The sequence below is a fragment of the Holophaga foetida DSM 6591 genome (assembly GCF_000242615.2).
GTDB classification, from domain to species: Bacteria; Acidobacteriota; Holophagae; order Holophagales; family Holophagaceae; genus Holophaga; species Holophaga foetida.
This window is the reverse complement of sequence record NZ_KI912268.1, coordinates 2512167-2536002: the sequence shown is the minus strand read 5'-3', so window position 1 is coordinate 2536002 and position 23836 is coordinate 2512167. Positions and strand designations below refer to the sequence as shown.

Below are 23836 nucleotides of genomic sequence, written 5' to 3'. Positions count from 1 at the left end.
GAGCAATCCATGACCCAGCCCGATCCCCCCGTTCTGGACTCCAATACCCTGGATCAGCTTCTGGCCCTGGATGACGGTGGTCTCGGCCTCTTCCTGGAGATGTTCCAACTCTTCCAGGAGGATACCCCTGGGCGCATCGAGTCCATGGGCCCGCTGGTGGCGAATGGCGATATTGCCGAGCTGGCGGATGTCGCCCATGCGATCAAGGGAGCGGCCAGCACCATGGGAGCCATGAGGCTCAGGGTTGCTGCCGCGGCCGTGGAGGCGGCTGGGCGGAAGGGTGAATCAAACACCGATTTCCAGGGGATGCTGAAGCGGATCCATACAGAGTACGCGGAAGCCATCCAGGCGATGGATGACTTCCGGAAGTCCAGGGAAGGGTAGGGGCACCCCGGAACAGGCAAAAGAGAAATCAGGGTCCGTGGCTGAAGAGGCGCGGACCCTGATACTTATTCCTTGACGGCGCTTGTCAACTCCTTGCTGGCCTTCTTGAACTCCTGGATGCCCTTGCCCAGGGACTTCCCGAGTTCGGGGAGCTTCGACGGGCCGAAGAACAGGAGCAGAGCAGCGCCGATCAGGAGCAATTCAGTCATGCCAAGGTTCCCCATGGGGCACCTCCTTTATTGTTGGTTCATGGTGTTGAGAAGTCGAAGGCGTGGCAGGTCGCGCAGAAGTTTTCGCTCTTCGTGTGTTGATGGTGGCAGAGGTTGCAGTCCTCCTGGTAGCCGTGGGGGCTTTCGTGAGGGTTCTGGGGCTTCAGTTTGGAGGTCTTTTCCGTCAGGGCTTTCTGTTCGTGGCAGGAGACGCACTTGGCTTTGTCGACGGCCTCTGGCTTGCCCTTACCGTGACACTGGGTGCAGGTGACTCCCTTCATCTGGTGGGCGTGCATGAGGGGCAGCTTACCCACCAGGGAGGTCTTGGACCCCTTCTCGTGACAGCCCTGGCAGTCGGCTAGGCTCAGGCCCTTGGTATCCGTATGGTCCTTGGGAAGGACTGGCTTGTCGCTGTGGCAGGCTTTGCACTGGCCCGGCTTGGCAGTGGCCAGTCGCTTGGGCGCGGCCAACAGACAGGCGCCGACCATCAGTGCGCAGGCCAGGGATACGAGCTTGTTGGCGATGCTTGGGAACTTCATCAGATGACCCTTCGTGATCTGGCTTCACCCTGGGGAGGGACCGGGAGGGTGGCCCTGGGGACCCTCCCGATCTGTGTCACGTGGAGGCATCAGCCCCAGGGCTTCTCCTTTGCGGCGTTCTGACCGGCAACCCGGCCCATCACGATGCAGTCCGTGATGGCGCAGCTGCCGAGGCGGACAGCGCCGTGGACGCCGCCGGTGGACTCCCCAGCTGCATAGAGGCTGGGGATCGGCTTGTCGGTGCTGACGTCCATGGCCTGGGCAGCGGTATTGGTATAGATGCCGCCCATGCAATGGTGGACCTTGGGAAGCAGGCGGGATACGTAATAGGGGGCGGTCTCGACGGGCTTGACCTCCTTGGGGAGGGTCACGCTGTTCTTGACGTCATCCCGAACACCCTCACGGATGTTCTTGTTGTACTTGGCGATGGTCTCCTTGAATGCATCCAGGGGCATGCTATAGGCGGAGGCGACGTCTTCCAGGGTGTCATATTTCTTGACCACGCCACGCTGGATGAGCTTGTCCATGATGCCCTTGGTCAGGCGGGATACACCGTAGGAATCGGCAAAGGCGATGCAATTCTCGCCCTTGTTCATGAGCATCATGATGGCGTCCGCACGGACCTTCCGGTTGGCCAGCTCATCGACGAAGCGCTTGCCTGTCTTGGCGTTGAGCCAGAGGCCATACATGGCAGCGGCCTCCTGGGCGAAGTGGGGGGCCAGACCGAAGCCTTTCTCGTCTGGGCTCGCCCAGGGGCCCACCTGGATCCAGTCGCCCTGGATCAGGTTGCACCCGATCCGTGAGGCCTCGCGCCACATCTCGGAGGTGGCGCCGGGCTGGTTGGTGGATTCGAACTTGGCGGTCAGCTTGGGATCCTGGATCATGCGATAGGCCACGTCCTGGCTGAATCCGCCGTGGGCCAGCACCACGGCCCTGCGGGCCTTGATGTTCTTGACCTTGCCGCTGTCGGCCTTGGGGAAGGCGTAGCCTTCGCGGACCTGGACGCCCTTCACGCGGCCATCCTTGTCCCGATAGATCTTGGTGACGAGAGTCTGGGTGCGGGGCTCGACGCCCAGGCTCTTGAGCTTCGCCAACTCCGGGAGCACAAGACCCGCCCCGCTGGAATTGGGCAGCTTGATGCTGCGCTGGACGGTGTGCCCGCCCTCCTGCACCATCTCACCCTCCTGGAACTTCATGCCCAGCTCGTTCACGGTCCAGTCGAAGGCTTCCACCGACTTTTCGCAGATCAGCTTCACGAGGTCAGGGTGGTTGAGTCCCAGGCCCGCCTTGATCATGTCCTGGGCCATGAGCTCGGGGGAGTCTTTGATGCCCATCTTGGCCTGAAGGGGAGAACCGGCCACGGCGAAGATTCCGCCGTTGATAATGGAATTGCCACCGGCGGTTTTCATCTTTTCCAGGACGGCCACGGAGGATCCGGCCTTCTTGGCTTCGATGGCGGCAGCCAGGGCGGCGAATCCGCTGCCTACCACCACCACGTCAAAGGTTTCGTCCCACTTGCGCGGCAAGGCATCCTGGTCGGTGGCCTTCCCAGGGGCGGCGTTCAGCACGCCTTGGGACAGGACTGCGCCGCCGAGGATTGCTGCGCCGCTGGTCCCCAGGAATCCTCTGCGGGTCAGGCCGGTCTTCTTCTCACTCACGGTATACCTCCATGAATCAAGAGACTGATTGGGTTTGGACCCCCAGCATCTTCCAAAGGGGAAGAACAGGCAATGAAATATCAGGATTAAAATCCCGAATCACCATTTAACCGGGCTTGAAATGGCACGGAGTCCGGCTGCGGCGAGTTTATGGTGGTACTGCTTTAACCGGGCCGAACGATTCACGGCCCTGGCGGGGGCCAGGGCCGTGAACACTCAGGGCATCAGGTGTTTCCGCTGGCTCACTTCCCGCGGTTGGTGGAGCGGGCGTGGCTCAGGGTGCTCCGGACAGGCTTGGTGCTGGCCTTCACCTTGGGCATGGGCGCCTTGGTCTCCATGCGGGCTCCAGGCTGGCGGTTCTCGGCTTCGCCAGGCTTGTGCTCGCTCAAGGTTTTCAGAAGGTTGGGGACAAGGGGGGATTTGGGGTTCGACATGCTTCCATCGTACTCCCTCGGAGAGGCATTCTTCAGCCTTTTCTCGACAAGCGGATCCCTTCATTCTCAATCGTTATCTGCCTGTTTTTGTACAGGGATCCCAGGGCCAGCTTGAAGGCCTTCTTGCTGACCCCGAAGAGATCGTAGATCGCCTTGGGGTCGCTCTTGTCGGTCACCGCCAGAAAGCCTCCGCGGCGCTCCAGGGCCTTGAGGATCTCCTGGGCGATGGGATCAGCCTTCGCGTGACCCGGGGGCATCAGGGAGATGTTCAGCTTGTGGTCCGGGCGGAGGGCCTTGATGTAGCCCTCGCGGGCATCCCCCCGGCGCAGGGTTCCGAAGATCTCGTTGCTGTGGATCAGGCCCCAGTGGCGATGGTTGACGACCACCCGCATGCCCAGATCCGTGGGGTCGGACACCAGGAGGCTGACCTTCTCACCGGGCCAGAAGCCGTCGGCCTCGTCGGTCAGGAAATCGTTCAGTCGGGCCGAGGCGGCCTCCCGCCCATCCTGATCCTGGATAAGCATGACCAGGATCTTCTTCCCTTCCACGATCAGGTGCTTCTGGTCCCGTCGGACCTCGCGCCAGGACAGCAGCAGATCCTTGGGCAGGCCCCAGTCAAGGAAGGCTCCTGCGTCCTTCACCGCTACGATCTTCAAGTAGGCCACCTCGCCCACCTGGGCCTTCGGGAGTCGCGTGGTGGCGACCAGGCAGTCCGCCGCGTCGTGATAGACGAATACCTTCAAGAGCTGGCCAGGCTCGGTACCTGCTGGGACTTGCCCGGAGGGCAGAGGAATCTCACCCAGTTCGCCACCGTCCAACATGGCCCCCTGCGCGGAGATGCGGAGGAGGGTCAGATCATTCACAATGCCGGGGGTCGCCATGGGATTCCAAAACCCTAGGATATAGCGAAGCCCCCTTCCTTGGCCTTGCGAGGCTAGAGGAATTCTTTCATGGCCTCAACGAGGGCTTCTGCTGTGATGGGTTTGTTGAGGATCCGCTTGACGCCAAACTTCAGGAAGTTTCTTTCGAGTTCAGGATCCCGCAGGGCTGTGAGGATCAATACCGGAATTTTGGGATTCGCCTTGGACACCATCTTGGCCACGGAAAGCCCATTCATGCCGGGCATCTGGTAGTCGCTCAGCACCAGATCCGGTGTGCTGGCGGTGATACGATCCGGGATCTCCATGGGGGAAAGGGGCAGCCAGTCCTCCACCTCGAAACCGGCCTCCTCCAGGTACTGGCGGAGGATTCTTCTCATGAAGCGGCTGTCATCGATGACGAGGATCTTGGGCACGGGATCTTCCATTCCTGTTGGAAGGATAGCTCAGAGTGAGTCGGGTGCTGTCAATGTGTTGCGCATTGCACCCTGGGGCTTCGTTTCCCGGAAGATCCAGAGAACTTCTCCTTTCGCCCGGTGGCCCTTGGCTGTCAAATCGAATCGACCCGTTCATCCGAGGTGCACCCATGCGTGTACAGACCATTCGAAGGACTCTTCTAGGCCTATTGTCTGTCTTTCTGCTGGGAGCTTCCGTTCCCGGGAATGCCCGAACCGGGAGGGACCCGGCGGAAACGCTCTGGGAGAACGCGGAAAAGGCCATGGAGTCGAAACGCTATGCCGAAGCTCTACGCCTCTACGAGCGCTCAATGGCCTTGTGCAAGGCGGACGAACTGGATTGCCAGTCCTCCAACTACAACGGAATGGCCCGGGCATACGAGGGGCTCGGCGATGATCTCAAGGCGCGCCGATGCTACGAGGCATCCCTCAGGATCAACCGAAGGCGTCGAAGTGAACCGGACATCGCCATCGATCTGATCAGCCTGGGATCCGTGCTCTACATGACCTTCGATGAACACGCCCAGGCCCTGCCCCTGTTTGAGGAGTGCCTTGGCATCTACCGCAAGCTGGGGCAGCGAGGGGAAGTGGCGCTGACCCTCTCCCACCTTGGAGCGGTCAAGACCGCCCTGGGGCGCTACCCGGAAGCCATCCGTGACCTGGAGGAATCGCTCTCCATCAACCGTTCGCTGCGCAATGAGACGGGCATTGCCACGGTGCTGGCCCACCTGGGGGATGCCAGCAATCGTTCTGGGGACTATCCGAAAGCTGGCGCTCATTACGAGGAAGCCCTCTCGGGCCTGCGCAGCCAGAACCGCCTCAAGGAGTTAGCCGCGGTACTGAACAGGAAGGGCTTGAACGATCTGGACCAGCACCGCATCGGTTCGGCCATGACGAGCTTTGAAGAAGCCCTTCGGCTCGGACGGCAACTGGGAGACCAGCTGGTGTGCGCCAATGCCCTTCTCAATCAGGGCGTGCTTCAGTTTGGCCAGGGGCAGTACGAGAAGGCTCGGGGTTGCGACGAACAAGCCCTTGCCTTGTGCCAGCAACTCCAGAAGAAATCCGTCATCGCCATCGCGTTCAACAACCTGGGGCAGGTTCACGATGCCATGGGGAGGCATGACCAGGCGATTGCGCAGTACCAGGCGGCACTCTCGCTGAACCGCGAGCTGGGTTACCGTGCTGAGATCGCCGTGAACCTCAACAACATCGCCATGGTGTACCACGCCATGAAGCGCTTCGATGAGGCCATTCCCTGGCTCCAGCAGGCCCTGGATGCTGAGCGCCAGCTCGGCAATCCCGTTTCAGTGGCCCGGGCGCTCAGCAATATCGGAGTTGCCTACCTCTTCAGCGGCGATTTCGCCAAGGCGGAAGCGTGCTTCCTGGAACGGAAGGCTCTCCAGGGGAGGATGCGGGGGGTGAAACTGCGCAACCCAGGCCTAGCGGAACTCTATCTCCTCACGGGAAGGCCCCGGCAGGCTTTGGATCTCCTGGAGTCGGAGCCTGCAGGCGCCTTTGCGAGCGAGCCCGCTGTGGCGGAGTACCATATGCAGCTGGGCCGGGCACAGGCTGGCCTTGGACAACTCGCCCCGGCCTCCGAAAACTTGCTCAAGGCCTATACCATCCTGGAGGAGATCCGTTCTGCCACGGTCGATCGGAACGGCTTCCTTTCCGCAGGGGCCGCCGGAGGTCGCTTCCGAACCTATCGCGCCCTCTCGTCGGTGCTGGCGGAACGGGCGCTGAAGGGTGAGGCCATGGATCCCGCCTTCCGCCCCTACGGGGACTCCTTGGCAGCGGCCGCCTTCTTCTTCTCGGAATCCACCAAGGCCCGCTCCCTGATCGAGAACCTTGCCGAAAAGGGGCGCACGGCGGCCATGGGCTCCATCCTGCCTTCGGGTCTTAAGCGCGAGGAGGAGCGCCTTCGCAGCCGCATGGCGGCGCTGGAGGTCGGACGGGACAGGAGCGCAAAGGAGGGAAGTTCCGCCTATGCCCGCAACAGCGAACAGCGCGCGGACCTGGCCCGGGAGCTGGATGCTTTCGTGGCGCGCCTGCGCAGGGATCAGCCGGTCTACGCTGCCATCAACTATCCGCGGCCGGTTCCCGCAGCGGAGCTGCCCCTGGCTGCGAACGAGTTGCTGCTCGCCTATTCCCTGGGGGAGAGATCATCGCACCTCTTCGCAATTCGACGGGGCGGCGTCGAGCGGGTCTTCTGTGTGCCTGTGTCTCGGGGTGATTTGGAAGAGAAGGTGAGAACCTTTCTTGCACCGCTGGCCAACCGGAAACCCACCGATTTCTCCTCGCAGCGTGGGCAGGAGCTTTTCCGCCTGCTCCTGGCGGACGGGCTTGCGCTCGCCCGCCCAGAGGACCGGATCGTGATCGTTCCCGATGGCATCCTTGGCACGCTTCCATACGAGATTCTTGTCACCCGCAGGGGGACGAATCCCGAGGACAGCGGGTACGTGGGTGAGAGCCGGACCTTCTCCTATTACCAGTCTGCATCCCTCCTGTCCCTGAAGCGGACGCTGCCCGCAGGCAGGGCCCCAAGGCCCCTTTTCGCCCTGGGGAATCCGGATTTCTCCACCAACGCCTCCGCGGGGGGCTTCCGTGGCATTGCCGTGGGACCCGTTCCGGGGGGGGCCTCCATGGTGGTTCCCTCCTCGGCGGGCTCCACCCCTCAGATCGAATTCCCCCAACTTCCTGAAACCGAGGTGGAAGTCCGGTCCATCGCCGCTCTCATGAATGTTCCCGTGCAGGCTCCGGACATCCTTCTGGGGCGGGGAGCTTCGGAGGCAGAGCTCAGGAAGGCCCCCCTCGGCGAGTACCGCATCCTCCACTGGGCCACCCACGCCGCCCTGGCGGGCATGATCCAGGACATCAACGAGCCCTTCCTTCTCCTCAGCCAGTACGGCAAGACCCGGGAGAACGATGGCTTCTTCACGCTGAGCGAGGTGCTCGACCTGAAGCTGAATGCAGATATGGTCGTGCTTTCCGCCTGCGTGACCGGGCTGGGCAGGAATGTTGAAGGAGAGGGGGTGGCCAACTTCGCCCGCGCCTTCCAGGCGGCAGGGGCCAGGCGCGTGGTCGTGAGCCTTTGGGAAGTCGCCTCGGAGCCCACGGTGGAGTTTGCGACCCTCATCTATTCCGGTCTGAAAGCGGGGAAGGGCTACTCCGAATCCCTGAAGGCCGCCCAGATCGCCATGCGAAAGAAATACCCGAACCCCTACTACTGGGGCGTCTTCATCCTGCATGGAGAGCTGTGAAAGGCTGCCCCTTGTTCCGAGGCACTGCAATCATTATCGCGGCCAGGGTCAGACTTCTGTCCCTTCCGACAGGATCTCCAGTACTTGGCTATACGCGAAAAGACGGTTCCGTTGCGGGGCCTCGATCTGGGGCGGCTGAAGGGACTCGAACCCTCGACACCTGGAATCACAAGAAAGGCCTCGAAGCCCGAAGAATAAGTGCTGGCGGGGGCCGCAGGGTAGCCTTTGGAGGCCACACCACAACTGGCTATAAAACACCAAAAGATACAAATATTGTTACTCAATGTATATCTATAGACGGAGAAGCGAACCATCGAGTGGCCTGGATCAGGCCCAACCTGGTAAACCATGAGGTTAAGCGTTCCCGTTACCCTTGTCTTTCCTCAGGTTCCTCCGTATCCCTGAAGATCTCCTCCCGGATGATCCGCTCGGTGGCTTCGTTGAGATAGGCTCCCAGGGCTTCTGCCAGCTGGGTGAACTCGGGCCACAGGACGTCGTTGGCGAAGGTGGGGACAACCCTCAGCATCACGGTTGTCCGACGCTGACCATGCTTGCGGTAGGGCTTGAGCCCATAGCGGCGGCAGAGGGCCAGGAAGAGTTTGAGGTTCCACCCGTCGCCAAGGGTGAAGCGCATCTCGACTGGGCGCTCCTGATCTTCCAGGCCACGCAGCTTGACCTGAATGCGTTCCCTGGCCGCCTGGGCGGCGTCCCGCTCCCCGGCGGTGGCAGCCCCGGCGAAAAGGGCCTCAATCTTCCTCAGTTTCTCCTTCAGCTCGGCTTCGGTGGTCATGGGGCTCCGGGACTCGCTTCAATCATATGGGGTGGGAGGCAGGTGCCTGAATTGGGATATCCGAAATTCTGGATTCTAGAATGTTGAACGAAAATCAAATTCACATGACCTCGCACGACTTCTTCGTTGGTGGGCCCCTCACCAGGGCTCCTAGTCACAGATCCCGGCGCAGACCTCCTTCATGCTCAGGAACGCCACAAATGCCCCGCCTTGCTTGGCGCCCCAGGGTTAGACTTCTGTCCCTTCGGATAGGATCTGCAGCACTTGGCTATACGCGAACAGCCGGTTCCGTTGGCCCCCGGTGATCTCTTGGACGATCCCAATCTGGGTCAGGGTCTTCAGGGCCTTGTTGATGGTGGCGGCTGAGAGGTTTTCCGCCTCACCGATGGTAGAGGCGGAGGCGATGGGCCGCCCCTGCAGGTAGTGGTGGACCTGCAGGACGGAGCCAGCGATCTTGCCGTGCGCCTGGATTCGCTTTCTGTCTTCGGAGAAGAGCTGTAGGAGCCGCTGAGCGGTCATGACAGCGCTATCGGAGGTTTCGGTGACGCCCTGGAAGAAGAAGTCCAGCCACGCCTCCCAGTCTCCCTCGATGCGGACCTTCTGCAGCAGCTCGTAGTAGGTCTCTCTGTGCTGCTTCAGGAAGAGGCTGAGGTAGAGCAGGGGCTCGCGAAGCACTCCTTCCACACTGAGGAGCAGGGTGACGAGCAGGCGTCCCACACGGCCATTGCCGTCCAGGAATGGGTGCAAAGTTTCGAACTGCACGTGTGCGAGAGCCGCGCGGGTCAGGGGATCTGCGATGACGGCGTCTCCGTGCAGGAAGGTCTCCCAGGTCCTTAGGCACTCGGCGAGTTCCTCGTGGGGAGGGGGAACGAACTTCGCGTTCCCTGGTCGGCTCCCACCGATCCAGTTCTGGCTCGTCCTGAATTCCCCTGGTTGCTTCCCACTGCCTCGGCCTGTGGTGAGAAGCACCTCGTGGATCTCACGGATGAGACGCAGGCAGAGGGGGAAGCCCTCTTTGAGTCGCTTCAACCCGTGGTTCAGGGCCGCGACGTAGTTGGACACCTCCACCACATCATCGAGGGGGACCCCCGGGGCGTGCTGGTTCTCGTAGGCGAGGAGGTCCGAGAGGGAGGACTGCGTCCCCTCGATCTGGCTGGAGAGCACGGCCTCCTTGCGAACATAACTGTAGAGGAACAGGGCGGGGTCCGGTAGCAGGGCTGTGACCCCGTCCAAGCGACCGAGGGCTAAGGCCGCCCGCTGCTGGGCGGCAAGCAGGCCAGGTGTCCATTGGATGGGAGGGGTTGGCGGCAGGGGGTTCGGGACGAAGGTCCGGACGGGCTCACCCTGAGTCGTATGCACGACGTAGCGACCTGTGACGTCCCGCTTCATTCCTCCCTCCAAAAGTAAAACAAGGATGAGCCTTATTTTAGAAAAGTGCAAATATCTAAAACAATACTTCGCCCTGTTTCACATCCGAAAAGGGTGGAGTGGGTGATGAGGGCTCACATTGATTGCCCGTCATCGCCTGGCCGGAGGGTGACCAAAGAACAGGGTCAGAAATCCCACACCACACATACACCGCAACCACCGGAACCCAGTGGCCAAACAAAGGACTTACGAGCACCCAAAAACCCCGGCTCCTCCCGATATCAAAAAGCCCCGAAAGCATGTGCTTTCAGGGCCTCGATCTGGGGCGGCTGAAGGGACTCGAACCCTCGACACCTGGAATCACAATCCAGTGCTCTAACCAACTGAACTACAGCCGCCGTAGAGCTCATCAGCTTAGCGTGGATTCCGGGAACTGACCAGTGGAAACCTTTTGCAGGGTGGCATCATGTCAAGAAGGTCCGGTAATCCGGTCATTTCACAGAGGGACGTATGAAGCAGCAGGTCAAACAGGTCATCGGCCTTTCGTTCTTCGCATCGGCATGTATGGCAGTGGGCATGGGGCTCAGCCACGGTTGGGTGGCCCAGGCCCAGGAGGAAAAGCCCATTGCCGTGAGCGCGAGAGGCCTGGAGAGCATGCCCCCCATTGCGGAAGTGGCGGAAAAGCTCAATCCGGCGGTCGTGGCCATCACCAACACCAGCATCATCAAGGGACAGGCCCAGGGAAGCAGCCCCTTTGCCCAGGAGTCCCCCTTTGACTGGTTCTTCGGCCCCAACCAGCGTCGACGCAGCCCGGGTTCTGACGAGGAACAGCGGGTCCAGGGGGGCGGCTCCGGTGTGATCATCTCGTCGGATGGCGAGATCCTGACGAACCACCACGTCATTGAGGGCATCCGGGGGGGGGAGGCCAGGATCGAGGTCAAGACCGCTGATGGCCATTCGTATCCCGCGACCGTTCTCGGCAAGGACAAGGAGCTGGATATCGCGCTGGTAAAGATCGACGCCCACCACCTGCCCTTCGCGGAGCTGGGGGATTCCGACGCTGCCCGCATCGGGGAGTGGGTGGTTGCCATCGGCAATCCCCTCGGTCTTGACCACACCGTGACCCAGGGCATCATCTCAGCCAAAGGCCGCAGTGGGCGCATGCTCGGCGGGGGGAGCGGCCTGGAATCCTTTATCCAGACCGATGCCGCCATCAATCGGGGCAATTCCGGAGGGCCCCTGCTGAACCTCAAGGGTCAGGTGGTGGGCATCAACACTGCCATCAGAACCGATGGGCAGAACATCGGTTTCGCCGTGCCCATCAATATGGTCAAGCGGATCATAAAGGATCTGCGCGCTGGCAAGCCCGTCAGCCGGGGCTACCTGGGCGTTACCCCCCAGGAGCTGGACCGGGCCTTCCAGGAGAGTCTCGGGGTCAGGGAAGGCGTGGTGGTCGGTGATGTCCAGCGGGGGCAGGCTGCGGACAAAGCCACGGTCCAGCGGCTGGACGTCATCACTACGGTGGATGGCCAGAAGGTCAAGAGCCCCGACGACCTGATCTCCGCCATTGCGGGGCGCCGTGCCGGTGAAACGGTGAAGCTTGGCATCATCCGGGACGGAAAGTTCAGAGAACTCTCGGTGGTGCTCGGGGACCGCAAGAGCCTCAGCGGTAATGGCGGCAGCGACGGGGAGGGAGCCGAGGAGTCCGCGCCCCAATCCGGAGAGTCCGATGGACGCAGCGTGAATCTGGAGAAGACTTACGGATTCAAGGCAGAAGCCCTCACCCCCGCCAACCGTCACCAGTTTGGCGTCGAGGATGACCGCAAGGGTGTGGTGGTGACCTATGTGAGCCCCCGCTCCCCGGCGGCCGATCTGCGGGGATTCGGGCCAGGCATCATCATCGCCGCGGTGGGGACCAGGAATGTCGAAGGGGTGAAGGATTTCCAGGCCGAGGTCAAGAAGGCCAATGGGCGCCCCCTCCTCCTGCTATTGCGCAATCCAAGGGGGGCTGGACAGACCACGGTGGCTGTGCCCCCACGGTAGTTTCCCCGTTCTTTCGCCGCCGGGCCACCAGCCCGGCGGTTTTCTTTGCATCCACCTGGAGCCTCCGGGCGACGCTTCGTATAGACTGGTAGCCTCTTACCAAGGATCAATCATGGGTCAGCGCCTCCTCGTCGTCGACAATGACAGGGCATTCCTGGATGAACACAAGGCTGCTCTGGAGGCAGCCTTCGAGGTCGAGTACCTGGCGGCCACCGATGGAGCCATGCCTCGCCTCGAACGCGGAGGCATCGCAGCGGTGCTCATCTGCGTGGAGGTCTCCGAGAACAAGGGTTACGCGCTCTGTTCGGCCATCCGGCGCAGCCCGGCGCTCCAGGATCTCAAGATCATGCTTATCAGCGCCAAGGCCACCGAGGAGGAATACGCCCGCCACCAAAGCCTCAAGGGCCGCGCGGACGTCTACCTCCACAAACCCATGGAATCCGAGGCTCTGGTGGCCAGCCTGAGCCCCTTTGTGCCTGTCCGGGCCGGGGAGCCCGATGATCTGCTGGGCGATCTGGATGGGGCCGACCTGGGTGATGAGTGGCTGGAAAGTCTCAAGTCCGAACTGGAGGTCGATTTCGCCCCCGTCTCCGAGCCCGCTCAAGAACTGGAGCCCGCTACCACCCGCATCCTTCCCGATGCCGCCCTGGAGCATCGGATCCTGGAGCTTGAGGCGCTGGTGAGGGAGCGGGATGCCCTCCTGGAGGCGAGGGCTCCGGAGTTGGCAGAACCCAACGGGGATTCCGGGGATCTGGACCGTCTCCAGTTCCTGGAGGGAGCCCATGCCGCCGCCGAAGAGGAATTGGCCCGGGTGCGGGAGAGCTTGGCCCTCAGCCAGGAGCGGCTCCAGGCCCTGGAGTCCCAGGCCGCACCCGGCGGCGGTACCGAGGAACAGGACCGGGAGTTGAGACTCCTGAGACAGGATGTGGCCGGGCTTGAGGGCACCCTGCGGGGGCAACGCCGGGAGTTGGCGGAGCAGGCCATGCGCCTCCAGGACCTGGAAAAGGAGGCCGAGGACCTGCGAATCCGTGCCGCTACTGCGGAGAACCAGGTCGGGGAGCTGGAAGCCAGCCAGAGCAGCCTGAGGGAGGAAGCCGAGGGCGTCCAGCGCGAATTCGAATCCGTCCGCGCTCAGCTCCTGGCGAAGGAGCAACTGGTGGCCCAGGCCGAGACTCGCTGCGACGAGATGGAGGTCAGGGGCGCCGAACTCCAGGCCACCCTGGAACAGGCCGAGGCCGAGCGGGAGGTCTTCCGCACGGACCTGGACGCCTGCCAGACACGGCTCGCCCAGGCGGAGACAGAACTGGCCGAGAAATCCACTCTGGCCCTCCGGCAGGAGCAGGAACTGGTCGCCCTCGGTGAGCAGTTCGAGGCCGCCCGGTCCACCCGGGATCGCCAGGCCGAGGAGCTGGGGGAACTCCGGATGAACCTCGAAGCCCTTGAGCTGGGACTCCTGGCCCGCCAGGCGGAGCTGGAAAGCCTCGCCTCCGAGCGTGAACAGGCCCAGTCCAGGTGCGCCGACCTTGAACAGCAGCTCCAGGTCCGTCAGGTGGAACTGGGCAGCCTCGCTTCCGAGCGGGATCAGGCACGGGCGCGCTGCGTCGAATTGGAGCAGCGCCTGGCCCGTGAGGCCCAGGATTGTGAAACCCAGCGGATGGAACTCCTGGCTGGCATCGACGAGCGGGAGACAGCCCTCTCCCGGATGAAGACCACGCTGCAGGAACTGGAAGCCCACGCCCAGGGTCTGGGCAAGGAGAAGCAGGAGCTGGAGGGGCATCTCAACGAACGCACGGCCAGGTTGGACTCCCTCACCAATGTCATCTCCGATCTTGAGGCGGGGATTCGCAGGGCCACGGATCTGACCCGACCCTTCTGATGGATCTTTTCACCCTCATTGCCACCCTCCTGCTGATCCTGGCCACTGCCTTCTTTGTGCTGGCGGAGTTCTCGGCGGTGAGGGTGCGTTCAACCCAGCTGGAGGCACTGCTTCCGGATGAGCCCAGGGCGGCCCAGGCCCTTGATGTCCATCAGCATCTCGATCTTCACCTCTCCAGCATTCAGGTGGCCATCACCCTCCTGACCATTACCCTCGGTGCGGTGGGCGAAGGGGTCTTCATCGAGGGCTTCCGGACCCTTTTCCACCGCCTTCCCTGGCCCCACCTCGGGGTGCTGCTGGGGTCGGTCCTGGGGCTCCTGGTGATCACGCTTCTCCAGGTCGTCCTGGCGGAACTCCTCCCCCGCAGCTTTGCCCTGCGGGCCACCACGGTCTGGGCCCTCCGGACCGCCCGGCCCCTCCTCTACTGGTCCCGGCTCATCCGCCCGGTGACCTGGGTCCTGGTGCACCTCACCCGCTTCACGGAGCGTCTCATGGGGGTCGCCCCGGAAGAGGTCCATGCGGAGGAGCACGCCCCCACGGAGGAGGAGTTCCGGCACATGCTCATCAAGAGTCAGGCCCAGGGGAGTCTGGAGCTGAGCCGCAAGGAACTCATCGAGAACGTCTTCAACTTCTCGAAGCGCAGCATCAAGGAGGTCGCCATCCCTCGGGCCCAGGTGGTCTTCTTCGACCTCCACCGCCCCCAGTCCGAGAACCTCCATCTGGCCCGCCTCTCACCCCATACGCGCATCCCCCTGGTGGACGGCGACCTGGACCATGTCGTCGGGGTCATCCACCTCAAGGAGCTGCTCTGGGCCCTGAACGACCAGGGGGATCGCATGGATCTGCGCTCCCTGGCCCGTCCTGCCTTCTTTGTCCCCGAGATGCGCCTCATCCAGGACCTGTTGCTGGACTTCCAGAAGGAGAAGCAGCATCTGGCTCTGGTGGTGAACGAGCACGGTGGCATCGATGGCATCGTGACCCTGGAGGACGTGCTGGAGGAGCTTGTGGGCGAGATCCAGGACGAGTTCGACCGGGAGGTCATCAACCTGAAGCAGACCCGGGGTGGCGCCTGGGTGGCCCAGGGCAACGTCACCCTGGAGCAACTGGAGGATCACCTGGACCTGAAGATCGAGGTGGAGGCCGGGAGTGTCAGCCTGGGAGGCTACTTCCAGGAGGAACTGGGGCGGATCCTCAAGGTGGGGGACGAACTGAAGATCCAGGACTGGCGGGTGCGGGTTCTGGAGATGCGTGGCATGGCTCCCCGGAAGTTCCTGCTCCGCCCCCCCGACAGCGCCCTGCACACGGAAGACCCCTCGGAGGAGGGGGATTGAACCGCCTGGACGCCTTCATCCTGGCCGCAGGGCTGGGCACGCGCATGGGACCCCTCTCCCGGGTCCTTCCCAAGCCCGCGTGGCCCCTTCGGGACAGGCCCCTCCTCCTCTGGGGAGCCGACGCCTTCCACAGGGCTGGTCTGGCCCACGTCGGCTGCAACACCCATCACCTGTCGGAACGCCTGCGGGAGGCCGTGGCCGGAGAACTTGAAGTATTTGAGGAACCCGAACTCCTGGGCAGTGCCGGGGGCCTCCTGCATGCCCGCGGGCGTTGCGCCGACCCCCTGGCGGTTTGGAACGGTGATGCCATCGCTGAGGTGCCCTGGGCAGCCTTCATCGCTGAACATCGGAGGCGGGGGGCCGAGCTCAGCTGGCTCCTGGTGCCCCATCCCGGCGGTCCCTGGAATCCCGTCTGGCTGGGTGAGGACGGGCGCATCCTTCCCAAGGGGCAGACGGGTCTGGGACCCTACCACTTCACGGGGGCCAGCCTGTGGGGGCAGGGGGTCCTGGCCCTGCTTCCCAAGGGGCCCTCGGATACCAAGGTCGATGTCCTTCCCCACCTTCGCCATCACGCGGGCATCGTCGTGGAACCCTTCCCATGGATCGAGGTGGGCACGCCGGACCAGCTCATCGAGGCCGCGGCCCGTCTGGCCCCGGAAGGGGAGGGAAGGATGCCTGGGTGCTACCTCCATCCCACCGCCTCCGCAGAGGCCCGTCTGGAACGGTGCATCCTGGGGCCCGAGGTCCACCTCGGCCCCGAGGTGGAGGATCGGGATGCCCTCTGGTTCTTCGAAGAGGGACACTTGGAGCGCTTGCCGCTATAGACTGGTTCCATGGATCCGAGACTGCAGGACGCCCTTGATCGCTGGGATTGCCGCGACCCCCAGGCCCTCGCCGGAGACGCCGGGGCCCGCCAGTATTTCCGGGTGCGGCACCCCCACCTGGGCACAGCCCTGGTGGTGCTCTATCCCCCGGCCCCGGAACCCGGTCGCGCCGACGACGCCTATTACGATTTCCGGGCCCTCCAGGCCTATCTGGATCCCGTGATCCGCGTGGCCACCATCATCCAGCACCACGATGAGTCCCGGACGATGCTCATGGAGGACCTGGGGGACGAGACCCTGGAACGGCGCCTGATGGTCCACCCCGAAGAGGAGAAGCACTGGGTCAACATTGTGGCCCTTCAGCTGGCCTCCTGGGTTGGGCTGCTGACCGAGGGCGCTCCCTCAAGGGCCTTCTTCATGCTCCGCTCCTTCGATGAGGCCAAGCTCCAGTTCGAATGGGACTACTGCCGCACCAACTTCTTTCAGGACTTCCTCCAGAAGGATCCCCCCCGCTGGCTGGATCGCCTGATGGAGGACATCCACCGGGGCCTGGAGCCCAGGGCCCGCTTCCTGGCCCACCGGGACTTCCACGTCCGCAACCTCATGGTCCAGGGGGATCGCTTGGTGACCCTGGACTTCCAGGATGCCCGGAAGGGGGCGGCCACCTATGATCTGGCTTCCATCCTCTTTGACGGGTACTGGGACTGGTCCGAGGAGGCCAGGGCCATCCTGGTGGGGCGGGTGCGGGAGGAGCTGGGCTGGTCCGAGACCCTCCTGTGGGAGGAGCTGAACCTCAGCGCCCTTCAGCGGAACTTCAAGGCCCTGGGGACCTTCGGTCACCAGCTCGTCCACAAGAAGAAGGCCTATTTTGCGCCAGCCATTCCCCGGACCCTGCGCCACATCATCGGTCACTTCCAACGCATCCATCACGGCGAAGGGGCGCTACAGGCCGAGAACTGGCTGCGGCTCGCGGAGCGGAGATTGATGGAGCGCTAGTTCTTCCTGTCCGCACTGGCGGTCAGCCTCTTGATGAGGGGGACGAAGAGCAGCATCAGCGCCCCGCCGACCAGACCGATTACCACGAAGAGCGAAAAGAATCCGGCGTTGGTGGCGGTGACTTGCTGCAGATAGCCAGCGAAGCCGACACCGGCTGCTCCGGCGCGCTCGACGCCGGGGGTGGGGGTGAGCCCGGCCAGGGCACCAGACAGCTTGTTGGCGATGGTGTTGGCCAGATACCAGGCGCCCATGAGCAGCGAAGCGTATCGCGCGGGGGCCAGTCGGCTCACATAGGAGAGGCCCACTGGAGAGAGGCAGAGCTCGCCGAGGGTGTGGAAGAGGTAGGCCAGGGTCAGCCACCAGGCCGAGGCCTGAGCCCCGCCGTCGACGATCCGTCCCCCCTTCACCATGAACAGGAAGCCGATCCCGAGCAGGAAGAGACCGAAGACCATCTTGATGGGGGTGGAGGGCTCCTTCCCGCGCCTGCCCAGGAAGCCCCAGAGTCCAGCGAAGACCGGGGCCAGGACGATGATCATCACGGGGTTGAACCACTGGAACCAGGTGGCGGGCATGGTCCACCCGAAGAGGGAGGGGAGCGCCGTATGCCGATCGGCAAAGAGGTTCATCGAGCTTCCCGCCTGCTCGTAGGCTGTCCAGAAGAAGACCACGAAGAAGGCGGTCAGGAAGATCCCGAGCACCCGCTTCCGCTCGTCGCCGTGGGAGCCGAGCACCGTCACCGCGACAGCGACGCCCACCGCCACCCCCAGCAGGATCGGGTACCAGGCCGCACCGCTCAGGATCCAGGCCACCACTGCGCCGACTACGGCACCGATGGCACCATGGACCATCATCCTGCCGTCGGTGGTGCCGTGTTCCTGAGTGGTGGCGCTCTGCTGCCCCCCGACCCTCTGGCCGATGCCCGGGAGGTACTTCTCCCGATAGACCAGGTAGGTGGCCAAGCCAGCGACCATTCCCACGCCAGCCGCTCCGAAGCCCCAGTGCCATCCGACCTTCTCGGCCAGCAGCCCACAGAGCAGCGGCCCCAGGAAGGCTCCGAGGTTGACCCCCATGTAGTAGATGGTGAAGCCCGCGTCGCGCCGGGAGTCCCCGGGCCGGTAGAGCTGGCCCACCATGGTGGCGGCGTTGGACTTGAAGAAGCCCGTGCCAATGATGATGAGGCCCAATCCAAGGTAGAAGGCCGTCATCCCGTTGAAGGCCAAGCAGAAGTGCCCGAGGGCGATGATCGCACCCCCGAGTACCAGCGAACGTCGGGTACCGATCACCCGGTCGGCGAGGTAGCCGCCGATGAGTGGCGTCAGGTAGACCAGGCTGGTGTAGGTGCCGTAGAGGCTCGTCGCGTGCGCATCAGGCCACTTGAGGGCCTTCACCAGGTACAGCACCAGGAAGGCGCGCATGCCGTAATAGGAGAACCGCTCCCACATCTCCACCACGAAGAGGAGTCCCAGGCCGCGGGGGTGGCCGAGGAGTGAGCGGTCGTCCAGGATGTCCGGCCGGGCGATGGGTTCAGCTGGGTTGGGCACGCGGAGGCCTCCTCGGAATTCCTACTCGTGCCGCTTGCTCCAAGCGACGGTGTCGGTGCGCCATTCCGCCAGGGAGGCGGCATCGGCGGGATCGATCTGGCCCTTCTCCTGGGCCTTGGAGGCCAGCTCTTCGAAGGTGGCCAGGACCCGGAGGGGCACCTGGGCGGCCTGGAAGGTGGCATCGGCCTGGGGCAGGCCATAGCTGAAGAGGGCCAGGACCTCCAGGACCTCGGCATCCTCGTGACGCAGTGCCTCCACGCACTTCACGCTGCTGCCGCCGGTGCTGATGAGGTCCTCGATGAGCACCACCCGGTGCTTGTCAGCGTGGGGACCCTCCACCTGGCGGCCCATGCCGTGCTTCTTGGGCTCGGGGCGCACATAGGCCAGGGGGAGCTTCAGGCGGTCCGCCACCAGGGAGGCCCAGGGGATGCCTGCGGTGCTGGTGCCCGCGATGAGGGTGGGATCCTTTTCCGCCGCCCGCTCGGCCAGGGCCTCGGCGATGGCCGAGCGCAGGTCCGGGAAGCCCAGGAGTTGGCGATTGTCGCAGTAGATAGGGGCCTTGAGCCCGCTGGCCCAGGTGAAGGGGCTCTTGGGGGAAAGCCTCACTGCGCCTGCGTCCAGAAGTCCGGCGGCCAGATCCAGGTTCGTCATCATCGCTCCGTGCATAGGGCCTCCATTGTAAGGTCTGGGGCCGAACCTGAAGCGGGGATTCCTGGCCTTGGTATATTGGAAGGTTCAGAGGGCCGCGCTCGGGCGGCCATTCTCTTTTCCCGGAAGCCCCATGCCCCCCATCCGTCGTCTGTTCGTCGAGAAGAAGCCCGAATTCGCCGTGGAGGCCCGCCACATCCTCCACGACCTCAAGGAGAACCTGGGGATCGCTGCACTTGAGAACCTCCGCCTGATCGTCCGCTACGACGTGGAGGGGCTGGGGGACGCCGAGTTCGAGGCCGCCCGCTGGACGGTCTTCGCCGAACCCCCCGTGGATGCCCTCTTCGACGAGGAGCTGCCCTTGGCTGGCGACGAGCGCGCCCTGGCGGTGGAATACCTGCCGGGTCAGTACGACCAGCGGGCGGATAGCGCCGCCCAGTGCCTCCAGCTCCTCTCCCACGGTCTCCGTCCCACCGTGGCCTGTGCCCGGGTCTATGTCCTGAAGGGTTCCCTGGATCTGGAGACCGTGGCCAGGGTGCGCGGCTACCTGGTGAATCCTGTGGATAGCCGGGAGGCCACCGTCGCCAAGCCGACCACCCTCAACCCCGCCCTTCCCGAACCTGAGGAGGTGAAGGTCATGGTGGGCTTCAACGGGGCCGACGAGGCCCTGCTCCTGGAACTCCAGGGTCAGCTGGGCATGGCCATGACCCTGGCGGACCTGAAGCACACCCAGGCCTACTTCCGGGACGAAGAACATCGCGAGCCCACCGAGACCGAGCTGCGCCTCCTGGACACCTACTGGTCCGACCATTGCCGCCACACCACCTTCCTCACCGAACTGGAGAAGGTCACCATCGAGGACGGCCCTTTCTCCGGTCCCATCGCCAAGGCCTTCCTGGACTACCGGAACCTGCGGCGCCAGGTCTTCGGCGAGCGCATCTCGGAGAAGCCCGAGTGCCTGATGGACATCGCCCTCCTTCCCATGCGCGTCATGCGCCAGGCCGGAAAGCTTGATGACCAGGAGCAGACCAGCGAGATCAACGCCTGCTCCGTAGTTGTGGATATCGACAACACCGCTGCCCCGGAGGGCCACGAAGAGTGGCTCCTCATGTTCAAGAACGAGACCCACAACCACCCCACCGAGATTGAGCCCTTCGGCGGAGCCGCCACCTGCCTGGGCGGCGCCATCCGGGATCCCCTTTCCGGTCGTGCCTACGTCTACCATTCCATGCGGGTCACGGGCAGCGGCGATCCCCGGGTGCCTGTGAAGGACACCCTGGCCGGCAAGCTGCCCCAGCGCAAGATCACCACGGAGGCCGCGGCGGGCTTCGCCTCCTACGGCAACCAGATCGGTCTCTGCACCGGTCAGGTCCAGGAATACTACGATGCGGGCTACGTGGCCAAGCGCATGGAGATCGGTGCCGTGGTGGGGGCCGTGCCCCGTGCCCAGGTGCGCCGCGAGGAGCCCGTCACTGGTGACAAGATCATCCTGGTGGGCGGCCGTACCGGTCGTGATGGCATCGGCGGCGCCACCGGCAGCTCCAAGACCCACACCGAGGAGAGTATCGAGAGCTGCGGGGCTGAGGTCCAGAAGGGCGACGCCCCCATGGAACGCAAGCTTCAGCGCCTCTTCCGCAAGCCCGAGTTCAGCCGCCTGGTGAAGAAGTGCAACGACTTCGGTGCCGGTGGCGTCTCCGTGGCCATCGGAGAGCTGGCGGACGGCCTCGTCATCGACCTGGACGTGGTTCCCAAGAAATACGAAGGCATGAACGGCACCGAGCTGGCCATCGCCGAGAGCCAGGAGCGCATGGCCCTGGTGGTGGAGCCCAAGGATGTGGAGGCCGTGCTGGCCCTGGCGGCCCAGGAGAACCTGGAGGCCGTGGTGGTGGCCGAGGTTACCGAGGAGAAGCGTCTGCGCATGAGCTGGCGGGGCAAGCCCGTCGCCGATCTCTCCCGGGCCTTCCTGGATACCAACGGTGCCCCCCAGGGCACCCAGGCCCGCATTGCGACGCCTGGAAGCTCATCGCCCTTCAAGGCCAGGAAGGTGGAAGCCTCCGGGCTTGCCCAGCAGTGGTTGGCTTCCCTGGCCGACATCAACACCTGCTCCCAGCGGGGCCTGGTGGAGAAGTTCGACAGCACCATCGGCGCCGCTTCCGTCCTGGTGCCCTTCGGTGGCAGGACCCGCCGCACCCCTGCCGAGAGCATGGTTGCCAAGTTCCCGGTGCTGGGGGGCGAGACCCGTAGCGCCAGCGCCATGAGCCACGGCTTCCTTCCCGAGGTGGCCAAGTGGAGCCCCTTCCACGGGGCCGTCTGGGCCCACGTTGTGGCTGCGGCCCGACTGGTGGCGGTGGGTGCGGATCCGAGCCGTCTGCGCTACACCCTTCAGGAATACTTCGGCAAGCCAGCTGGTGACCCCCTGCGCTGGGGCGCGCCCCTGGCGGCCCTCCTGGGAGCCCTCCAGGCCGAGCTGGAATTGGAGACTCCTGCCATTGGTGGCAAGGACAGCATGTCCGGCACCTTCAAGGATCTGGACGTGCCTCCCACCCTGGTGGCCTTTGCCGTGGATGTGGTCAAGGCCGACCAGGTCATCAGCCCCGAATTCAAGGGCGCTGACCACGATGTGGTGCTGCTGGAACTCCCCCGCACCGCCGAGGAGCTGCCGGACTGGGCTCCCCTGCGTGCCCTCTATGCCCGCCTGGGCCAGCTGATCCGGGAAGGCCGCATCCTCTCTGCCAAGGTCGTTGGCATGGACGGCCTGGCCCCGGCCCTCTCCATCATGGCCTTCGGCAATGGCCTGGGCCTGGAGCTGGACGAGGAGCGGGAGGCCGCCTATTGGTTCCAGCCCCTGCCGGGCTCCTTCGTGGTGGAACTTCCCAGCTCTGAACGGGCGGACATCCTCTTCAGCGACCTGGACTGGGCCCTCCTGGGTCGCACCACGCCTGAGCCCGTGATCCGCCTCGGCGAGACAGTCCTGGATCTCGCCAAGGCCCAACAGGCCTGGGAAGCCCCCTTGGAGAGGATCTTCCCGACCGCCGAGGCCGAGGAGACCCCCGCCGCCCTGCCGTCCTTCGCCCCCGTGGCTGCCATTGAGCGCAAAGCGCCAGCCATCAGGATCGCCCGCCCCCGGGTGGTCCTCACGGCCTTTCCCGGAACCAACTGCGAGTACGACTGCGCCCAGGCCTTTGAGCGGGCCGGAGCCGTCACCGAGACGGTGGTCTTCCGCAACCTCAATCCCCAGGCGGTGGAAGAGAGCTTGGACGCCATGGCCCAGGCCATTTCCCGCTCCCAGATCATCATGATCCCCGGGGGCTTCAGCGCGGGCGACGAGCCCGAGGGCTCGGGCAAGTTCATCGCCGCCGCCTATCGCAATCCCAAGGTGCGGGACGCAGTCCACGAGCTTCTGAAACAGCGGGATGGCCTGATGCTGGGCATCTGCAACGGCTTCCAGGCCCTCATCAAGCTGGGGCTGGTGCCCTACGGCGAGATCCGGGAGCAGAGCCCCGAGTGCCCCACCCTCACCTTCAACAACCTGCGCTACACCAGCCGCATGGCCACCACCCGGGTGGTGAGCAACCGCTCGCCCTGGTTCGCCCGCCTCAGCCCCGGCGACCAGCATGTCGTGGCCATCGCCCACGGCGAAGGTCGCATCGTGGGGCCCAACGCCACCCTGCGCCGCCTCCTGGCGGAGGGCCAGGTGGCCACCCAGTATGTGGATCCCACGGGCCAGCCCACCCTGGACCTGGACTACAACCCCAACGGCAGCGCCCTCGCCATCGAAGGCCTCACCAGCCCCGATGGGCGCGTCCTCGGCAAGATGGCCCACGCCGAGCGCGTGACCCCCAACGTCTGGCGCAACGTGCCCGGAGAGAAGGATATGCAGCTCTTCCGGGCGGGTGTGGAATACTTCGCCTAGGGCCTGAACATGCAACGCAACGGAGCCAGCACCCGGAAGGGAGCTGGCTCCTTAGTTCGCGGGGCTTCCCATCACGAAGTTATAGTAATGCCCCGAGAATGCACCTGATCCATAAGGATTCTGCTCGATTTGATGCCGTAGTCACTGCCGACAGCCTCCTGAGGCCGAGGAGTTCGAAGGCTTTGCAGTGGTAGGCTTGGCGGTCCGAGCATAGACGGAGCCGTTCTCGCCGAGTCGGGTCTCCTGGAGGCCATCGGGGAGAGGCCCACTGTTCGGCGGTCCTCCCAGTCTGCCTTCTCCCCTGCCGGGACGCCCGGTGATCCCCGGGGGGGCTCACCGAGCGGGAGTCGGCGGGGCGAAGGAGAGACGGAGGGTCTTCCAAGGGCTGGGTATCTCCGGGGAGGAGGCAAGCCAGGTCAAGCCCAGAACCGTTCCATCCTCGCTCCAGTCCAGAACCCGGAGGAAGGACTCCTCCCCGGCCTGGCAGTGCGACATGCCCCCAGGGGTGGAGGGGTGAGTGTCGCGGATCACCAGGGTGGAGACACCCACCTGTCTCAGGATCTCCAGACGTCCACTCCTGGCCTTCCGGGAGATGGAGGGGTCCCCTTGCAGCACGAGTATCATGGGCCGGTGTCCAGGGGGGGGTGACGGTCACGGTGATCCCGTCCCGGGACCGACTGAGGCTTGCC

19 protein-coding genes and 1 tRNA gene are annotated in these 23836 nt (G+C 64.1%); 8 read left to right on the top strand and 12 right to left on the bottom strand.

What is annotated here, in order from left to right:
* The first annotated feature begins 9 nt into the window (after window positions 1-9).
* Window positions 10-384, top strand: coding sequence for an Hpt domain-containing protein (locus HOLFODRAFT_RS23120; RefSeq protein WP_005032893.1), 375 nt, complete (start codon window positions 10-12; stop codon window positions 382-384).
* Window positions 385-449: 65 nt separating this feature from the next.
* On the opposite strand, the gene tatA is transcribed toward HOLFODRAFT_RS23120, so the two are convergent.
* From tatA to HOLFODRAFT_RS0211315, 6 genes are all read right to left on the bottom strand, one after another.
* Window positions 450-608, bottom strand: a complete 159-nt coding sequence (gene tatA / locus HOLFODRAFT_RS24025) for a twin-arginine translocase TatA/TatE family subunit (protein ID WP_005032896.1) — start codon at window positions 606-608, stop codon at window positions 450-452.
* 23 nt (window positions 609-631) lie between these two features.
* On the bottom strand, window positions 632-1132 hold the full coding sequence (locus HOLFODRAFT_RS0211335; RefSeq protein ID WP_005032898.1) for a cytochrome c3 family protein: 501 nt from the start codon (window positions 1130-1132) through the stop codon (window positions 632-634).
* Window positions 1133-1221: 89 nt separating this feature from the next.
* Complete coding sequence (locus HOLFODRAFT_RS0211330) at window positions 1222-2790, bottom strand: flavocytochrome c (protein ID WP_005032900.1); 1569 nt, start codon at window positions 2788-2790, stop codon at window positions 1222-1224.
* A 242-nt stretch (window positions 2791-3032) separates the two neighbouring features.
* A complete protein-coding gene (locus HOLFODRAFT_RS0211325) occupies window positions 3033-3224 on the bottom strand; it encodes a hypothetical protein (protein ID WP_005032903.1) in 192 nt (63 codons plus the stop codon).
* Between the two features lie 32 nt (window positions 3225-3256).
* Complete coding sequence (locus HOLFODRAFT_RS0211320) at window positions 3257-4105, bottom strand: CvfB family protein (RefSeq protein WP_005032905.1); 849 nt, start codon at window positions 4103-4105, stop codon at window positions 3257-3259.
* Window positions 4106-4158: 53 nt separating this feature from the next.
* Window positions 4159-4518: a response regulator gene (locus tag HOLFODRAFT_RS0211315; RefSeq protein ID WP_026939258.1), complete on the bottom strand. Its 360-nt coding sequence runs from the start codon at window positions 4516-4518 to the stop codon at window positions 4159-4161.
* A 170-nt stretch (window positions 4519-4688) separates the two neighbouring features.
* On the opposite strand from HOLFODRAFT_RS0211315, the gene HOLFODRAFT_RS0211310 reads away from it, so the two are divergent.
* Window positions 4689-7817, top strand: a complete 3129-nt coding sequence (locus HOLFODRAFT_RS0211310; protein ID WP_005032910.1) for a CHAT domain-containing tetratricopeptide repeat protein — start codon at window positions 4689-4691, stop codon at window positions 7815-7817.
* Between the two features lie 367 nt (window positions 7818-8184).
* Here the strand turns inward: HOLFODRAFT_RS0211310 and HOLFODRAFT_RS0211305 are convergent, their stop codons facing one another.
* The 3 genes from HOLFODRAFT_RS0211305 to HOLFODRAFT_RS0211295 all read right to left on the bottom strand — a co-directional run bounded on the left by HOLFODRAFT_RS0211305 (window position 8185) and on the right by HOLFODRAFT_RS0211295 (window position 10373).
* Window positions 8185-8607, bottom strand: a complete 423-nt coding sequence (locus HOLFODRAFT_RS0211305) for a hypothetical protein (protein ID WP_005032913.1) — start codon at window positions 8605-8607, stop codon at window positions 8185-8187.
* A 228-nt stretch (window positions 8608-8835) separates the two neighbouring features.
* A complete protein-coding gene (locus HOLFODRAFT_RS0211300; RefSeq protein ID WP_005032915.1) occupies window positions 8836-9996 on the bottom strand; it encodes a Fic family protein in 1161 nt (386 codons plus the stop codon).
* 300 nt (window positions 9997-10296) lie between these two features.
* Window positions 10297-10373: transfer RNA gene (locus HOLFODRAFT_RS0211295), tRNA-His, on the bottom strand.
* A gap of 112 nt (window positions 10374-10485) precedes the next feature.
* On the opposite strand from HOLFODRAFT_RS0211295, the gene HOLFODRAFT_RS20780 reads away from it, so the two are divergent.
* From HOLFODRAFT_RS20780 to HOLFODRAFT_RS0211270, 5 genes are all read left to right on the top strand, one after another.
* The gene (locus HOLFODRAFT_RS20780; protein WP_005032918.1) at window positions 10486-12018 is read left to right on the top strand and encodes a trypsin-like peptidase domain-containing protein; all 1533 of its coding nucleotides are present in this window, start codon (window positions 10486-10488) and stop codon (window positions 12016-12018) included.
* A 112-nt stretch (window positions 12019-12130) separates the two neighbouring features.
* Complete coding sequence (locus tag HOLFODRAFT_RS25525; RefSeq protein WP_005032920.1) at window positions 12131-13894, top strand: response regulator; 1764 nt, start codon at window positions 12131-12133, stop codon at window positions 13892-13894.
* A complete protein-coding gene (locus HOLFODRAFT_RS0211280; protein WP_005032922.1) occupies window positions 13894-15225 on the top strand; it encodes a hemolysin family protein in 1332 nt (443 codons plus the stop codon). Before HOLFODRAFT_RS25525 ends, HOLFODRAFT_RS0211280 begins: the two co-directional genes overlap by 1 nt.
* Entirely contained in the window at window positions 15222-16049 is an 828-nt protein-coding gene (locus HOLFODRAFT_RS23115) for a nucleotidyltransferase family protein (RefSeq protein ID WP_005032925.1), read from the top strand. The genes HOLFODRAFT_RS0211280 and HOLFODRAFT_RS23115 overlap by 4 nt, the downstream gene beginning before the upstream one ends.
* Window positions 16050-16058: 9 nt before the next feature.
* Window positions 16059-17045 (top strand): phosphotransferase, encoded by a 987-nt coding sequence (locus tag HOLFODRAFT_RS0211270; RefSeq protein ID WP_005032927.1) that lies wholly within the window; start codon window positions 16059-16061, stop codon window positions 17043-17045.
* On the opposite strand, the gene HOLFODRAFT_RS0211265 is transcribed toward HOLFODRAFT_RS0211270, so the two are convergent.
* Entirely contained in the window at window positions 17042-18586 is a 1545-nt protein-coding gene (locus HOLFODRAFT_RS0211265) for a peptide MFS transporter (protein ID WP_005032930.1), read from the bottom strand. The two genes, HOLFODRAFT_RS0211270 and HOLFODRAFT_RS0211265, sit on opposite strands and share 4 nt — an antisense overlap.
* Window positions 18587-18607: 21 nt before the next feature.
* Window positions 18608-19237: an orotate phosphoribosyltransferase gene (gene pyrE / locus HOLFODRAFT_RS0211260; RefSeq protein WP_026939257.1), complete on the bottom strand. Its 630-nt coding sequence runs from the start codon at window positions 19235-19237 to the stop codon at window positions 18608-18610.
* Window positions 19238-19367: 130 nt separating this feature from the next.
* On the opposite strand from pyrE, the gene HOLFODRAFT_RS0211255 reads away from it, so the two are divergent.
* Complete coding sequence (locus tag HOLFODRAFT_RS0211255) at window positions 19368-23147, top strand: phosphoribosylformylglycinamidine synthase (RefSeq protein ID WP_005032934.1); 3780 nt, start codon at window positions 19368-19370, stop codon at window positions 23145-23147.
* Window positions 23148-23480: 333 nt separating this feature from the next.
* On the opposite strand, the gene HOLFODRAFT_RS0211250 is transcribed toward HOLFODRAFT_RS0211255, so the two are convergent.
* Window positions 23481-23771, bottom strand: coding sequence for a hypothetical protein (locus HOLFODRAFT_RS0211250; protein ID WP_148300431.1), 291 nt, complete (start codon window positions 23769-23771; stop codon window positions 23481-23483).
* Between the last annotated feature and the right edge of the window lie 65 nt (window positions 23772-23836).